The organism is Massilia sp. CT11-108, from assembly GCF_047302915.1.
Lineage (GTDB): Bacteria > Pseudomonadota > Gammaproteobacteria > Burkholderiales > Burkholderiaceae_D > Telluria > Telluria orientalis.
Genome location: NZ_JBKYMO010000017.1, coordinates 1 through 14,450 on the forward strand (window position 1 = coordinate 1; position 14,450 = coordinate 14,450).

The window sequence follows — 14,450 nt, forward strand, 5'->3', positions numbered from 1 at the left end:
CGCCCGATGCCGACCCGGCCGAGTACGCGCGCGTGCTGGGCACGATGCCGGACTTCGGCGCGTCCGCGCACACCGCCGACTTCGACGCCTCCCTCCTCGCGCTGCCGCTGCCCGCCGCGGACATCACCATGTACCCGCTGCTGCAGCAGCACGCCGAACGCCTGCTGCGCGAACGGGAACAAACGGCCAGCGGGATCGTCGCGCAGGTCCATGCGGCCATCGTCGACGCGCTCGCCCGCGAACCCGTGCGGCTGGCCGGCATCGCCGCGGCGCTGGACCTGTCCCCGCGCACCTTGCAGCGCAAGCTGGCCGACGCCGGCGCGACGTTCCAGCAGGTGCTCGATGCTGCCCGTTACGCGCTCGCGATGGATTATTTGCGCCAGGACGGGCTGTCGCTCGTCGACATCGCTTTCCTGCTCGGCTTCCAGGAACAAAGCGCGTTCACGCATGCGTTCCGCGAATGGTCGGGCATGAATCCCGGCGCGTGGCGGGAACGGACGGCCGGTAAAAAATAGATCTGAACGTGGGCGTTTTCATAACGGATGCCCGCTGCGGTTTTGCTATAACGGCGGGTTGACCCGGCCGCTGGGCTGGACTACACACGGAGAGTCAATACAAATGTGGAAATCATTATTCATTGGAGGCCTGTCCGCGTGCGCACTGGCGGCACATGCCGCGCCGCCGACCATGCAGCGCGTGGGCACGGGCATGGAGGTGCGCACGGACCAGGGCGTGCTGATGATCGAGCCGGTGGCGCCGCGCGTCGTCCACGTCCGCTTCGGCCCCGCGGGCTACACGGGCAATTACAACCCGGCCGTCATCGCGCAGCCGCAGAAGATCGCGTTCGACATCGGTGAATCCGCCGACGCGTGGACGCTGTCCACCGCCGGCCTGAAGGTGCGCGTGGGACGCCAGGACGGCAACGTCTCGTTCCAGACGCCGGACGGCAAGGAGATCGTCAAGGAAGGCGGGCGCGACCTGTCGCGCGGCGTCGTGCAGCGCTTTTATAACGACGACCATGGCACGGTCCTGTACGGCCTTGGCCAGCACCAGAACGGCCTGCTCGACTACGGCGGCAACATCGTGCATCTGCAGCAGGCGAACCGCGACGTGGCCGTGCCGATGCTCGTCTCGCCCAAGGGCTACGGCATCCTGTGGAACAACGCGGCCGTCACGGACGTCGAGGTCGACATCCCGTCCGGACCGCCGATCCTGATCCGTTCGGAAGCGGGCGGCGGCGTCGATTATCACTTCATGTACGGCCCGGAACTGGACGACGTGATCAAGGGCTACCGCCGCCTGACGGGCACGGCGCCCATGATGCCGCGCTGGACGTGGGGCCTGTGGCAATCGAAGGAACACTACAAGACGCAGGACGAGCTGCTGTCGGTCGCGGCGAAATACCGTGAGATGAAGGTGCCGCTCGACGCGGTCATCCAGGACTGGCAGTACTGGCTGCCGGGCCAGTGGGGCAGCCACGAATTCGACAAGGCGCGCTTCCCCGATCCGGCCGCGATGGTGAAAAAACTGCATGACCAGAACGTCCACACGATCATTTCCGTGTGGGCCCGCCTCGACCCGGACACCGCCAACACGAAGGCGCTGGACGCGATGGGCGGCCTGTACCCGCCCACCTATCCGAACGTCTACCCGGCCGGCAAGGGCCGCTGGTACGACGCGTACAACCCGCGCGCCCGCGACCTGTACTGGCGCCAGGTCATGCGCGGCCTCGGCACGCTCGGCTTCGACGGCTGGTGGCTGGACGCGTCGGAAGCGGAACTGGGCGGCTGGTGGGGCCAGATGCGCGAGCTGCAGACCGGCGCCGGTCCGGGCAGCGTCGTCTACAACGCCTATCCCCTGCTGCACACGACCGCCGTGCATGACGGGATGAAGCGCGACCAGCCCGGCAAGCGCGCGTTCATCCTGACCCGCTCCGCCTACGCGGGCCAGCAGCGCAACGCGGCCATCACGTGGTCGGGCGACACGATGGGCAACTGGGACGTGTTCCGCCGCCAGATCCCGGCCGGCTTGAATTTCATGTTGAGCGGTATCCCGTACTGGTCGGCCGACATCGGCGGCTTCTTCGGCGGTTCGCCGAAAGATCCGGCGTACGCGGAACTGTTCACGCGCTGGTTCCAGTTCGGCGTGTTCAACCCGATGTTCCGCGTGCACGGCACCGGCGACGGCAAGGAGATCTGGCAGTTCGACGACGCCACGCAGAAGATCATGCGCGACTACATCGACCTGCGCTACCGCCTGCTCCCGTACATCTATTCGGCGTCGTGGGACGTCACGCACAACGACGGCACGATGATGCGCGCCCTCGCCTTCGACTTCCGCGAGGACGAGCACGCGCTGCACATCCCGGACCAGTACATGTTCGGCAAGGCCCTGCTCGTGGCGCCCGTCGTGCAGGCGAAGGCACAGGCGCGCGACGTCTACCTGCCCGGCAACGACGCGTGGTACGACTTCTGGAGCGGCGCGCAGCTGGCGGGCGGCCGGGTCGTGACGGCGAAGGCCGACATCGCGACCATTCCCCTCTACGTCCGCGCCGGCAGCATCCTGCCGCTGGGTCCCGTGAAGCAGTTCGCGGACGAGAAGTCGGATGCGCCGGTGGATCTCGTCGTCTATCCGGGCAAGGATGGCGCCTATGAACTGTATGACGACGGCGGCGACGGTTACGCCTACGAGAAAGGCGCGTATGCGGTCGTGCGGATGACGTGGAACGACGGAGCCAGACGCCTCGACATCGCGCCGCGCCAGGGCCGCTACGACGGCATGCCGGCCCGCCAGGCGTTCGCGGTGCGTTGCGGTTCCAAGGGCGGCGCCATCGTCAAGGTCGTCTATGACGGCAAGGCGGCGTCGGCTTCGCTGCCGCACTGCGGCATGTGAGTTCGACCCGCGACCTTCAAACCGTCATTCCCGCGCAGGCGGGAATCCAAGTTCTGCGTGCACCGCGATTACGCGTGCAAAATTGGGTCCCCGCCAAGGGCGACGCCTAGTTCGGGGACGACATCAGCGCCTGCGGCCCCGCGCGCGCAAATCATCCACCGCCGGCACGATGGCCAGCCCACACAGCAGCAGCGCCAGCGGCACCGTCACCACGTAGCCGAAGATCTTGAAGCCGAGCGCGCCCGCGACGCCGCCGCAGAAGAAGGCCCCCAGCAGGCCGCACAGCAGGACGAGGCGCCCGCGGTTCGCGGCCACGCGCGGGTGCGGCGGGCTGGTCAGGCCATCGTCCACGTTCCAGTACATCATCTTGCCGAGTTCGATGCCGATGTCGGTGACGATGCCCGTCATGTGCGTCGTGCGGATCTCCGCATGCGAGATTTTCGTCACGAGCGCGTTCTGCAGGCCCATCGTAAAGCACAGCAGCATCACCGTGGCCGGCACGAACAGGCCCCGCACGCTGGACAACTGGGCGCCCAGCACGCCGAAGGCGAGCAGCAGCATGGCTTCGCACAGCAGCGGCAACGCGTATTCGCTGGCCAGCGCACGGCGCCGGCCGTAGTTGACGAGGATCGCCGTGGTGGCCGCGCCCAGCAGGAACGAGACGATGGCGCCGAGCGCGTCGAGCACGAGGTCGAAGGCGCCCAGCGCGAGATTGTCGGCGGCCGACGACACGATGCCCGTCATGTGCGACGTGTACTGTTGCACGGCGAGGAAGCCGCCGGCGTTCACGGCCCCGGCCACGCCGGCCAGTGCATAGCCGAGGTGGCGGTTGGCCCGGGCGCTGCGCGCCTGGGCGGTCAGGGTGCGGACATAGTCGACGGAGCGCTGCATGATTGAATGGGTCCGATTGGGATTCCTTACGTCAATACTAACGCACCCGGGTGCACGTGGCTATAATTGCCCTTCTCACCTCGAATATCGCCAGGAAAACACATCGCCGTGAATCCACATCTCGACCGCCTGCACCCGTACCCGTTCGAAAAGCTGCGCCAGCTGTTCGCCGGCGTCACGCCGAATCCCGACTACAACGCCATCAGCCTCGGCATCGGCGAGCCCAAGCACCCGACGCCCGCGTTCATCCAGAAAGCGCTGACGCACGCGATGGCCGGCCTCGCCACGTATCCGACGACGCACGGCAACGAGCCGCTGCGCGCCGCGATCGCCGCATGGCTGGAGCGCCGCTACGGGATTCCGGCGCTGGATGCGGCCACGATGGTGCTGCCGGTGAACGGCTCGCGCGAGGCGCTGTTCGCGATCGCGCAGACCGTGATCGATCCGCGCAAGCCGGGCGCGCTCGTCGTCAGCCCGAATCCGTTCTACCAGATCTACGAAGGCGCGGCCTACCTGGCGGGCGCCGAGCCCTATTTCGTGAATTCCCAACCGGCCCGCAACTTCGCCTGCGATTACTCCAGCGTGCCGGACGAGGTATGGTCCCGCGTGCAGCTGCTGTACCTGTGCTCCCCGGGCAATCCGACGGGCGCCGTGCTGTCGCTGGACGACTGGCGCGAGCTGTTCGCGCTGGCCGACCGCCATGGCTTCGTGATCGCGGCCGACGAGTGCTATTCCGAGATCTATTTCGGCGCCACGCCGCCGCTGGGCGCGCTGGAAGCGGCGCACCAGTTGGGCCGGAGTGGCGGCACGCGTCCGTACGCGAACCTGATCGTGTTCTCGAGCCTCTCGAAGCGCTCGAACGTGCCGGGCATGCGCTCGGGCTTCGTCGCCGGCGATCCGGAACTGATGAAGAAATTCCTGCTGTACCGTACCTACTGCGGCGGCGCGATGTCGCCGCCGGTGCAGGCCGCGTCGATCGCCGCGTGGAACGACGAGGCCCACGTGCAGGAGAACCGCACGCTGTACAAGGAAAAGTTCAACCTCATCACCCCGCTCCTGAAGCAGGTGATGGACGTGGAGCTGCCGGACGCGGGCTTCTACCTGTGGGCCGACGTGCGCCGCACGGGCCTGTCGGACACGGAGTTCGCACGCGGCCTGTACGCCGAATATAATGTGACGGTTTTGCCCGGCAGTTACCTGGCGCGCGACGCGCACGGCAGCAATCCGGGCCGCAACCGCATCCGCATGGCGCTCGTCGCCGAAGTGGACGAAGGACTGGAAGCGGCGAACCGCATCGTCCAGTTCTGCAACGATCTCAAGGCCTCCTGAAACACCACCTGTATAGACCATTATCATGACCCAACAACTCCAGACCATCATCGACACCGCGTGGGAACAGCGCGCAGACATCAGCCCGACGAGTGCCAGCACCGAAGTGCGCGACGCCGTCGCCCACGTGCTGGCCGGCCTTGACGACGGCAGCCTGCGCGTCGCCCAGAAGGACAGCGGCAGCTGGGTCGTGAACCAGTGGATCAAGAAGGCCGTCCTGCTGTCGTTCCGCCTCGAGAACAACACCCCAATGGGCTCGGCGGCGGGCCTCGGCGGCAGCCTGCAGTTCTACGACAAGGTGCCGACCAAGTTCGCCAACTACAGCGCCGAAGACTTCGCCAAGGGCGGCTTCCGCGTCGTCCCGCCGGCCGTCGCACGCCGCGGCTCGTTCATCGGCAAGAACGTCGTCTTGATGCCGTCGTACGTGAACATCGGCGCCTACGTCGACGAAGGCGCGATGGTCGACACGTGGGCCACCGTCGGCTCGTGCGCCCAGATCGGCAAGAACGTCCACCTGTCGGGCGGCGTGGGCATCGGCGGCGTGCTGGAACCGATGCAGGCCAACCCGACCATCATCGAAGACAACTGCTTCATCGGCGCCCGTTCGGAAATCGTGGAAGGCGTGATCGTCGAAGAGAACTCGGTGATCTCGATGGGCGTGTACATCGGCCAGTCGACCAAGATCTACAACCGCGAGACCGGTGAAGTGTCGTACGGCCGCATCCCGGCCGGTTCCGTCGTCGTGTCGGGCAGCCTGCCCTCTAGCGATGGCAAGTACAGCCTGTATTGCGCGGTGATCGTCAAGCAGGTGGATGCGAAGACCCGTGCCAAGACGGGCATCAACGAGCTGCTGCGCGGCGTTTGATCCGTCATTCCCGCGGAAGCGGGAATCCATACTGGGCATCAGAAATCGTACAGCCGAACGCACATCGACAGTGCAAAGATGCGGCGTCGGTGCCTCAGCATGGGTTCCCGCCTTCGCGGGAACGACGTTGGGGGGTATTACCGCAAAGCAAGGGAGAGAGGCCATGATGATGGAACGCCTGTTCCAGTTGATGAAGGAAAAGAACGCGTCCGACATGTTCTTCGCGGTCAATTCCCCAGTCCACATCAAGATCAACGGGAACCTCATCCCGATCAACCAGAACAAACTCGAGCCGGACAATATCCGCGTGCTGCTGTCGGAAATCGCCTCCCCCGAGCAGATGGACGAGCTGGACCGCGACAACGAGCTCAACATGGGCATCTCGGTCCCGAACCTGGGCCGCTTCCGCCTGTCGGCCTTCCGCCAGCGCGGCAGCATCTCCGCCGTGTTCCGTTTCGTTCCCGCCACGATTCCACCGCTCGCCGAGCTGGGCCTGCCGTCCGTGCTGTCGGAACTGATCATGGAAAAGCGCGGCCTGCTGCTGATCGTCGGCGCCACGGGCTCCGGCAAGTCGACGACGATCGCCTCCATGCTCGACCTCCGCAACGAGCAGCGCCACGGCCACATCCTTACGCTGGAAGACCCGATCGAATACCTGTTCAAGAACAAGAAATCGATCGTCAACCAGCGCGAGATCGGCAGCGACGCGAAAAGCTTCGACGTCGCCCTGCGCAATTCGATGCGCCAGGCACCGGACTGCATCCTGATCGGCGAGATCCGCGACAAGGACACGATGGCCGCCGCCCTCGCCTACGCCCAGTCCGGCCACCTCGTGCTGGCCACGCTGCACGCGAACAACAGCTACAACGCGCTGAACCGCATCATCAGTTTCTACCCGATCGAGAACCGCCCCGCGCTGCTGCAGGACCTGTCGTCCGCCGTGAAGGCGATCGTGTCGCAGCGCCTCGTGCGCGCGAAGGCCGGCGGGCGGCGCCAGGCGGCCGTGGAGATCATGGTCAACACGCGCTACGTCGCGGACCTGATCGAAAAAGGCGAGATCGGCCAGATCAAGGAAGCGATGGACAAGAGCCTGTCGCCGGGGTCGCAATCGTTCGAGAAGGCGTTGCTGGAACTCGTGCAGGCCGACCTCATCACGCAGGACGAGGCGCTGGCCAATGCCGACTCGGCCACCAATCTGCTCTGGCTGATCAATAACGGGCCGGACAGCAAGGCGAAAGAAGAGGAAACGCCCAAACCGGCCGAGCCGGATGGGCCGTCGTTCACGGAATTTACGCTGGATAATTGACTTGACTGGTCGTCCCCTATCGACCGCACTGCTGTGTGGCCTGCTCGTATTATCGTCCTCGAATGTGCATGCCGCGCCTGGTTCGGGCTGCGTCGGCGATGACTTCCTGCTGCAGCGCGATACCCTCGAGGCCGCCAAGGTGACCTTGCCGGTGTTCGCCCACTTCTGCTATCGCGACAAGAGCGGCGACTACGTGGTGTACCTGACCGCAAGCGGCGACCGTCGCTACGGTGACGACACCTTGTCGAGCAAGATCGGCGCGCACTTGTTCAAGATAAATGCAGGGCCAACCCTGGCGGCCATGGGCACGGTCAGCGACAGCGCACCGGCCGGGACGGCCGGTGTGCAATGGTGGACCAAGCTGACCGAGTTGAACGACATCGACGGCGATGGCCTGGTCGATCCGATCCTGGTCTACCGCTTCTACGCCAGCGACAACGGCAAGATGCTGAGCGACCCCTATGAAGGCCGGCTGAAGATGATCGCTTTTCACCGTGACGCCAAAGTCGCCATCCGTGCCATCACGGGCAACCTCGACCTGCAACGGTCGACCACCGCCAGCGCGTCCTATTTCAAGCTGCCGCCCGTCCTGCAAACGCATCTGGTGCGGAAGATGAAGCGGATGTATGACGAACAGCAGTTTGGATTCGACAACAGCCACGCCTTCAAGCCGCAGAAGTAAGCCGGCCTCGACATTACCGTCATTCCGCTCACGCCCGCGTTCGGGCCGCTGTCGTTGCGGGCGCCGCAGGCCATGGTCCCGTTCCACACGACGGCCTCCGCAGCCGGCCAGCAACGTCAGGAAACAGGCGGAAGCGACAAGGATGCGCATGGGATCTCCAGGGTTGGATTCACGTTGTTAATTTACGGAAATGTTAAATCCTTGTCTAATCAGCGTACATAACGCCGCCCTCCCTTCGCCATTGGTAAACTGTCGGTGGGATAGCTTGCCTGTGCTATCCTTCGCGCCTTCCCGAACAGCAATACCCACCCGCCATGAAGAAGACCCTCTACGGTATTCCCAACTGCGACACCGTCAAGAAAGCCCGCACCTGGCTCGCCGACAACGGCCAGGAATTCGATTTCCACGACTTCAAGAAACAGGGCCTGGACCGCGCCACCGTCGCGCGCTGGCTCGAGCAGATCGATTGGGAAACGCTCGTCAACCGCAAGGGCACCACGTGGCGCAAGCTGAGCGACGAGCGCCGCGCGCAGGTCGTCGACAAGGCCAGCGCCCTCGACCTGATGCTGGAAAATCCGTCCGTCATCAAGCGTCCGGTTCTCGAAGGCGGCGGCCGCGTGTCCGTCGGCTTTTCGGCCGCCCAGTACGAAGACCTGTTCGGAGACTGGCCGGCATGAAGCCGTCGCGCACCCAACTCCTGACGGAGGAGCTGATCGCGCTCGACTCCGTCACGCCGCAGGACAAGGGCTGCCAGCAGAAGCTGCAGGCCCTGCTGGCGCCGCTCGGCTTCCGCTGCGAGACGATCGAGTCGAACGGCGTGACGAACCTGTGGGCGCGCCGCGGCGACGCGTCGCCCGTGTTCGTGTTCGCCGGCCACACGGACGTCGTGCCGACCGGTCCCGCCAGCCAGTGGGCGTCGCAGCCGTTCGTGCCGACGCGGCGCGACGGCAAGCTGTACGGCCGCGGCGCGTCGGACATGAAGACGTCGATCGCCGCCATGGTCGTCGCCGTCGAGGAATTCGTGGCCGCGCACCCGGACCATATCGGCTCGATCGCGTTCCTGCTCACGTCCGACGAGGAAGGCCCGGCGCGTGATGGCACCGTCATCGTCTGCGACCTGCTGGAAGAACGGGGCGAGACGATCGATTACTGCCTCGTGGGCGAGCCCACGTCCAGTCACGTGCTGGGCGACATGATCAAGAACGGCCGCCGCGGTTCGCTGTCCGGCTGCCTCGTCGTCAAGGGCGTGCAAGGCCACATCGCCTACCCGCACCTGGCGCGCAACCCGATCCACCAGGCGGCGCCGGCGCTGGCCGAGCTCGCTGCCGAGAAATGGGATGAGGGCAACGAATACTTCCCGCCGACGAGCTGGCAGGTGTCCAATATCGCGGCCGGCACCGGCGCCACGAACGTGATCCCGGGCGAGCTGAAGGTCGACTTCAATTTCCGCTTTTCCACGGCCAGCACGGCCGAGAGCCTGCAGGCGCGCGTGCACGCGATCCTCGACCGCCACGGCCTCGACTACGACCTGAAATGGACGCTGTCCGGCCAGCCGTTCCTCACGCCGAAGGGCACCTTGTCGGACGCGATCTGCGGCTCGATCAAGCAGGAACTGGGCGTGACGACGGAACTCTCGACCACGGGCGGGACGTCGGACGGCCGCTTCATCGCCCGCATCTGCCCCCAGGTGATAGAATTCGGGCCACCCAACGACAGCATCCACAAGATCGACGAACACATCGAAGTGCGTTACATCGATCCGCTCAAGAACATCTACCGGCGCACGCTGGAGCGATTGCTCACCATCCCGCCGTCCGCGGCATAACGACGAGACCTGGCCATGACCACGACCCATTTCTGCACGCCCCGCGACCTGCTGCGCTACGCCGTGACCCGTTTCAACGGCGCCAAGCTGTTCTTCGGCCACGGCAGCGCCGAAGCGTTCGACGAGGCCGCCTACCTGATCCTGCACACCCTGAAACTGCCGCTGGACAAGCTCGAGCCCTTCCTCGACGCCCGCCTGCTGCCGGAAGAAATCCTGCAGGTCATGGCCGTCATCGAGCGCCGCGTCAACGAGCGCGTGCCGGCCGCCTACATCACCAATGAGGCGTGGCTGGGCAGCTACAACTTCTACGTCGACGAACGCGTGCTCGTGCCGCGCTCGTTCATCGCCGAGCTGATCCCGAATTTCTTCAGCCCGTGGGTGGCGGATCCGGACGGCGTCGAGAACGTGCTCGAACTGTGCACCGGCTCCGGCTGCCTGGCGATCATGCTGGCGGACGCGTTCCAGAACGCCGTCGTCGATGCCGTCGACATCTCGAAGGACGCGCTGGCCGTGGCCGAGCGCAACATCCGCGACTACAAGCTGGAAGGCCGCGTGAACCCGATCGAGTCCGACCTGTACCAGCACGTGCCGTTCAAGAAATACGACCTGATCGTGACCAACCCGCCGTACGTGAACAGCGATTCGATGGGCAAGCTGCCGCCGGAATACCTGCGCGAGCCGCAGATCGCATTGGCCGGCGGCGAAGACGGCATGGACCTCGTGCGCAAGATCGTCGACGGCGCGGCCGAGCGCCTGACGCCCGAGGGTGTGCTGATCGTCGAGATCGGCAACGAGCGCGAGTATGCGGAAGCGGCGTTCGGACACCTGGGCCTCACGTGGCTGACCACGAGCCAGGGCGATGATGCCGTGTTCCTGCTGACGGCGGAGCAGCTGGCGAAGTAATTCCCAAGACAGCCCTAAAACCGTCGTTCCCGCGCAGGCGGGAACCCAAGCTTGCGTGATCTGCCACGAACTTGGGCCCCTGCCTTCGCAGGGGCGACGTTGGTCAAGATAACTCAGTTCCCCCCCCATGATCCGATTCTCCAACGTCAGCCTGATGCGCGGCACGAAACCGCTGCTGGAAGACGCCGACCTCACCCTCAATCCCGGCGACAAGATCGGCCTGATCGGCGCGAACGGCGCCGGCAAATCCAGCCTGTTCGCGATGCTGCGCAACGAGCTGCACCCGGACCAGGGCGCAATCGACTTCCCCGCGCGCTGGCGCATGGCCTATGTCGCGCAGGAGACCCCGGCGCTGGACCGTCCCGCCATCGAGTACGCCATCGACGGCGACGCCCACCTGCGCACCCTGCAGGCCGAGCTGGACCGCCTGGAAGCCCTGCCCCACACGACGGAGAACGGCATCGCCATCGGCCACGTCCACTCGGGGCTGGCCGACGCCGACGCGTACACGGTGCAGTCCCGTGCCGAGCAGCTGCTGCTGGGCCTGGGCTTCTCGCTGGACCAGATGCGCCAGCCCGTCGCCAGCTTCTCCGGCGGCTGGCGCATGCGCCTGAACCTGGCGCAGGCGCTGATGTGTCCGTCCGACCTGCTGCTGCTGGACGAGCCGACCAACCACCTGGACCTCGATGCCATCATCTGGCTCGAGGACTGGCTCAAGCGCTACACGGGCACCCTGATCATCATCTCGCACGACCGCGATTTCCTCGACGAGATCGTGAACGTGGTCGTGCACATCCACGAGCGCAGCTTGACACGCTACTCGGGCAACTACTCCGCGTTCGAGCGCCAGCGCGCCGCGCACCTGGTGCTGGCGGCCGCCGCGTACGAAAAGCAGCAGCGCACGCGCGCCCACCTGCAATCGTTCGTCGACCGCTTCAAGGCCAAGGCGACCAAGGCCCGCCAGGCGCAGAGCCGCATGAAGGCGCTGGCGAAGATGGAAGAGCTGGCGCCGCTGCGCGCGGCGGCCGAGTTCTCGTTCGAATTCCGCGACCCGGTCTCGGCGCCGAATCCGCTGCTCGTGATGGAAGACGTCGACGCCGGCTACCCGCTGCTCGACGCGCATGGCGACAAGGTCGGCGGCAAGACCATCGTCCACAAGGTGAACTTCTCGCTGCAGACGGGCCAGCGCATCGGCCTCCTCGGCGTGAACGGCGCCGGTAAATCGACGCTGATCAAGACCGTGGCGGGCGACCTCGCGCCGCTGGCCGGCACGGCGACCCTCGGCAAGGGCCTCGTGATCGGCTACTTCGCCCAGCACCAGGTCGAGATGCTGCGCCACGACGAGTCGCCCCTGTGGCATTTGCAGAAGATCGCGCCGACCACGCGCGAACAGGAACTGCGCAACTTCCTCGGCGGCTTCAACTTCCCGGGCGATATGGTGACGAGTTCCATCAAGCCGTTCTCCGGCGGCGAAAAGGCGCGCCTGGCGCTGGCGCTGATCGTGTGGCAGCGTCCGAACCTGCTGCTGCTGGACGAGCCGACCAACCACCTGGACCTGGAGACGCGCGAGGCGCTCACGTTGGCGCTGGCGCAGTTCGAAGGCACCCTGGTCGTCGTCTCGCACGACCGCCACCTGCTGCGCGCGACGACCGACCAGTTCATCATCGTGGCCGACGGCCGCCTGCAGCCGTTCGACGGCGACCTGGACGACTACAAGGACTGGCTGTTCCAGACCAAGCTGAAGGGCGATGCCGGCACGAGCGCGCCGCTGCCGTCATCGACGCCGGCCGCACCGGCGCCCGCCGTCGACCGCAAGGAACAGAAGCGCCTGGAAGCGGAAGAACGCCAGCGCCTGGCCGCGCTGAAGAAGCCCATCGAAAACCGCATCAAGCGGCTGGAAGAGCAGATGGCCAAGCTGAACGCGAAAAAGGCCGAGGTCGACGCCCGGCTGCTGGAGCCGGGCATCTACGAGGCGGACAAGAAGGAAGAGCTGAAGAATCTCGTGGCCGACCAGGCGTTCCTGACGCGCGACCTGGGCAATCTCGAGAACGAGTGGCTGGAGTTGCAGGAGCAGCTGGAAAGCTTGGTAGCCTAGGCGACCTGGCGCGCGCCGTCCTTCTGCGGACGGCGCACCGACATCAGCCGGTCGATATCGACCAGAATCAACCGCCGCGCCCCCATCTGCCCCAGCCCGATCAGGTAATCGACCTGCGCCTGGTCCGCACCGGGCACCGGCGACACCTGCTCGGGCGCCAGCGACACGACGCCCGTCACGCCATCCACCACCATCCCCATCGTGCAGGTCGACAGCCTGAGGATGATCACGTCCGTCATCGGATCGGGCGCGTCCGGCGATGTGCCGCAGGCGGCGCGCATGTCGACGAGCGGCATGATCACGCCGCGCGAGACGGCCACGCCGCCGACGATCTCGCCGTCCGATGTAAAGCGCTCGAGTGCCTTGAGTACCCGGAGTTCCTGCACCTTGGCGACGTCGAGCCCGTACTCGAGGCCGCCGAGGGTAAAACTCAGGAATTGGGTGGTGGTCGTCGTAGTCATGTGCATGGCGGATCCTTTCCTCAAGATCGCCATGCTAAGGCGATGACGATTGGAAATTGTTGAGTGCAGTCAACAATCAATGAGACATTTCCTACCTTGCGCTCGGCGCTTACGTCCGTACAATGTTCGGAATTGACCTAAAGGGGATGACGATGTTCCGGTGGCTGCAAAGCCTGTTTTCCAGCCCGTCCGTGGCGCAACCGCAGCCGCAGCCGCAGCCGGCCGTCGAGCCTGTCCCCGCCCCTGCTCCCGCGCCCGCGTCACCCGCGCCGCAACCGGGCACGGCACCCGTCTCCTTCGAGCAGCTGGAACGGATCAACGGCGCCTGGCACGCCTGGCTGTTCGACCGCGCCGACGGTGGACTGGAACTCTCCGACGCCGAGACGCGCGTGCTGGAGGCGCTGGCCACGATCGTCGCGTCGCAGCAGTCCGGCGCCGCGCTCGTCCGGCGCATGCCGGGACTGGTCCCGCAACTGCTGCAAAGCCTGCGCAGCGAGACGTTTTCCGGGAGCGCGCTGTCGCGCACCATCGCAACCGATCCCGTGCTGGTGGCGGCCGTCGTCCGTCTCGCCAACAGCTGCTACCGGGGAACGGGCCAGTCGATCACGAGCGTCGAACAGGCAGTGATCCTGATCGGCCAGGAGGGCTTGCGCCAGCTGATCACGACGGTCGCGTTCCGGCCCATCATCGACGTGCGTTCGGGATTCTATACACGCCGCCTGGCGCCGCACCTGTGGGCGCACTCGGAGCGCTGCGCGATCGCCGCGCGCCAGATGGCCGGCGCCGGCGTCGAACCGTTCGACGCCTTCCTCGCCGGGCTGCTGCAGAACGTGGGGCTGATCGTCAGCCTGCGCATCATGGACCAGGAGGCGAAGGACGGCGAGCGCCTCGGCTCCGACGTGTTTCTCGCCCAGCTGGCCCGCGCCACGCGCCGCCTGTGCGCAAGCATCGCGCGCGAGTGGAATTTTCCGGAGACGGTCAGTACCGCGCTGCTGGAACAGGGCGACTTGCGGCGCGGCGTGATCATGTCGCCGCTGGGGCGTTTGCTCAAGCTGGCGGATTATCTCGGGAAGGTGCGGATGCTCGTCGCGCAGGGACTTGTCGACGAGGCGGATGAAGCCCTGTTCGCGGGGCTCCCGCCCGAAGCGGCGGAGTGCCATGCGGTGCTGAAAGCAACCGCGGTCGATTGACGTCCGCGTGG

General features: G+C 65.9%; 13 protein-coding genes. 11 read left to right on the forward strand and 2 right to left on the reverse strand.

Going from position 1 to position 14,450, the window contains the following annotated elements; all coding sequences use genetic code 11:
* Positions 1 to 515: helix-turn-helix transcriptional regulator (locus ACEN88_RS03560; protein WP_413337423.1), on the forward strand; the 515-nt coding region annotated here is incomplete at its 5' end.
* Between the two features lie 103 nt (positions 516 to 618).
* Complete coding sequence (locus tag ACEN88_RS03565) at positions 619 to 2,892, forward strand: glycoside hydrolase family 31 protein (RefSeq protein WP_413337424.1); 2,274 nt, start codon at positions 619 to 621, stop codon at positions 2,890 to 2,892.
* Positions 2,893 to 3,015: 123 nt separating this feature from the next.
* Here ACEN88_RS03565 and ACEN88_RS03570 read toward each other — a convergent pair whose 3' ends face one another.
* Positions 3,016 to 3,783: a YoaK family protein gene (locus tag ACEN88_RS03570; protein WP_413337425.1), complete on the reverse strand. Its 768-nt coding sequence runs from the start codon at positions 3,781 to 3,783 to the stop codon at positions 3,016 to 3,018.
* A gap of 108 nt (positions 3,784 to 3,891) precedes the next feature.
* Here ACEN88_RS03570 and dapC point away from each other — a divergent pair, with 108 nt between their 5' ends.
* The 8 genes from dapC to ACEN88_RS03610 all read left to right on the forward strand — a co-directional run bounded on the left by dapC (position 3,892) and on the right by ACEN88_RS03610 (position 12,788).
* Entirely contained in the window at positions 3,892 to 5,112 is a 1,221-nt protein-coding gene (dapC, locus tag ACEN88_RS03575) for a succinyldiaminopimelate transaminase (protein ID WP_413337426.1), read from the forward strand.
* A gap of 25 nt (positions 5,113 to 5,137) precedes the next feature.
* On the forward strand, positions 5,138 to 5,977 hold the full coding sequence (gene dapD / locus ACEN88_RS03580) for a 2,3,4,5-tetrahydropyridine-2,6-dicarboxylate N-succinyltransferase (RefSeq protein ID WP_413337427.1): 840 nt from the start codon (positions 5,138 to 5,140) through the stop codon (positions 5,975 to 5,977).
* 163 nt (positions 5,978 to 6,140) lie between these two features.
* Entirely contained in the window at positions 6,141 to 7,283 is a 1,143-nt protein-coding gene (locus tag ACEN88_RS03585; RefSeq protein ID WP_413337428.1) for a PilT/PilU family type 4a pilus ATPase, read from the forward strand.
* Position 7,284: 1 nt separating this feature from the next.
* Positions 7,285 to 7,965: a hypothetical protein gene (locus ACEN88_RS03590; protein ID WP_413337429.1), complete on the forward strand. Its 681-nt coding sequence runs from the start codon at positions 7,285 to 7,287 to the stop codon at positions 7,963 to 7,965.
* A gap of 314 nt (positions 7,966 to 8,279) precedes the next feature.
* Complete coding sequence (locus ACEN88_RS03595) at positions 8,280 to 8,642, forward strand: ArsC family reductase (protein ID WP_413337430.1); 363 nt, start codon at positions 8,280 to 8,282, stop codon at positions 8,640 to 8,642.
* Positions 8,639 to 9,790, forward strand: a complete 1,152-nt coding sequence (dapE, locus tag ACEN88_RS03600; protein ID WP_413337431.1) for a succinyl-diaminopimelate desuccinylase — start codon at positions 8,639 to 8,641, stop codon at positions 9,788 to 9,790. Before ACEN88_RS03595 ends, dapE begins: the two co-directional genes overlap by 4 nt.
* A 15-nt stretch (positions 9,791 to 9,805) precedes the next feature.
* Complete coding sequence (gene prmB, locus ACEN88_RS03605; protein WP_413337432.1) at positions 9,806 to 10,693, forward strand: 50S ribosomal protein L3 N(5)-glutamine methyltransferase; 888 nt, start codon at positions 9,806 to 9,808, stop codon at positions 10,691 to 10,693.
* Between the two features lie 127 nt (positions 10,694 to 10,820).
* Positions 10,821 to 12,788 carry an ATP-binding cassette domain-containing protein gene (locus ACEN88_RS03610; RefSeq protein ID WP_413337433.1) on the forward strand — a complete coding sequence of 656 codons (1,968 nt, stop codon included), beginning with the start codon at positions 10,821 to 10,823 and terminating at the stop codon, positions 12,786 to 12,788.
* On the opposite strand, the gene ACEN88_RS03615 is transcribed toward ACEN88_RS03610, so the two are convergent.
* Positions 12,785 to 13,255, reverse strand: a complete 471-nt coding sequence (locus ACEN88_RS03615; RefSeq protein WP_413337434.1) for a chemotaxis protein CheW — start codon at positions 13,253 to 13,255, stop codon at positions 12,785 to 12,787. The genes ACEN88_RS03610 and ACEN88_RS03615 overlap by 4 nt on opposite strands.
* A 146-nt stretch (positions 13,256 to 13,401) precedes the next feature.
* On the opposite strand from ACEN88_RS03615, the gene ACEN88_RS03620 reads away from it, so the two are divergent.
* Positions 13,402 to 14,439 carry an HDOD domain-containing protein gene (locus ACEN88_RS03620; RefSeq protein ID WP_413337435.1) on the forward strand — a complete coding sequence of 346 codons (1,038 nt, stop codon included), beginning with the start codon at positions 13,402 to 13,404 and terminating at the stop codon, positions 14,437 to 14,439.
* Positions 14,440 to 14,450 lie beyond the last annotated feature (11 nt).

What these genes read in the sequence shown, in the direction of transcription:
- ACEN88_RS03610 (WP_413337433.1), top strand. Translation starts at nt 10,821, where the DNA reads ATGATCCGATTCTCCAACGTCAGCCTGATGCGCGGCACGAAACCGCTG.
- ACEN88_RS03565 (WP_413337424.1), top strand. Translation starts at nt 619, where the DNA reads ATGTGGAAATCATTATTCATTGGAGGCCTGTCCGCGTGCGCACTGGCG.
- ACEN88_RS03595 (WP_413337430.1), top strand. Translation starts at nt 8,280, where the DNA reads ATGAAGAAGACCCTCTACGGTATTCCCAACTGCGACACCGTCAAGAAA.
- dapE (WP_413337431.1), top strand. Translation starts at nt 8,639, where the DNA reads ATGAAGCCGTCGCGCACCCAACTCCTGACGGAGGAGCTGATCGCGCTC.
- dapD (WP_413337427.1), top strand. Translation starts at nt 5,138, where the DNA reads ATGACCCAACAACTCCAGACCATCATCGACACCGCGTGGGAACAGCGC.
- ACEN88_RS03615 (WP_413337434.1), bottom strand. Translation starts at nt 13,255, where the DNA reads ATGCACATGACTACGACGACCACCACCCAATTCCTGAGTTTTACCCTC.
- ACEN88_RS03585 (WP_413337428.1), top strand. Translation starts at nt 6,141, where the DNA reads ATGATGATGGAACGCCTGTTCCAGTTGATGAAGGAAAAGAACGCGTCC.
- ACEN88_RS03570 (WP_413337425.1), bottom strand. Translation starts at nt 3,783, where the DNA reads ATGCAGCGCTCCGTCGACTATGTCCGCACCCTGACCGCCCAGGCGCGC.
- prmB (WP_413337432.1), top strand. Translation starts at nt 9,806, where the DNA reads ATGACCACGACCCATTTCTGCACGCCCCGCGACCTGCTGCGCTACGCC.
- ACEN88_RS03620 (WP_413337435.1), top strand. Translation starts at nt 13,402, where the DNA reads ATGTTCCGGTGGCTGCAAAGCCTGTTTTCCAGCCCGTCCGTGGCGCAA.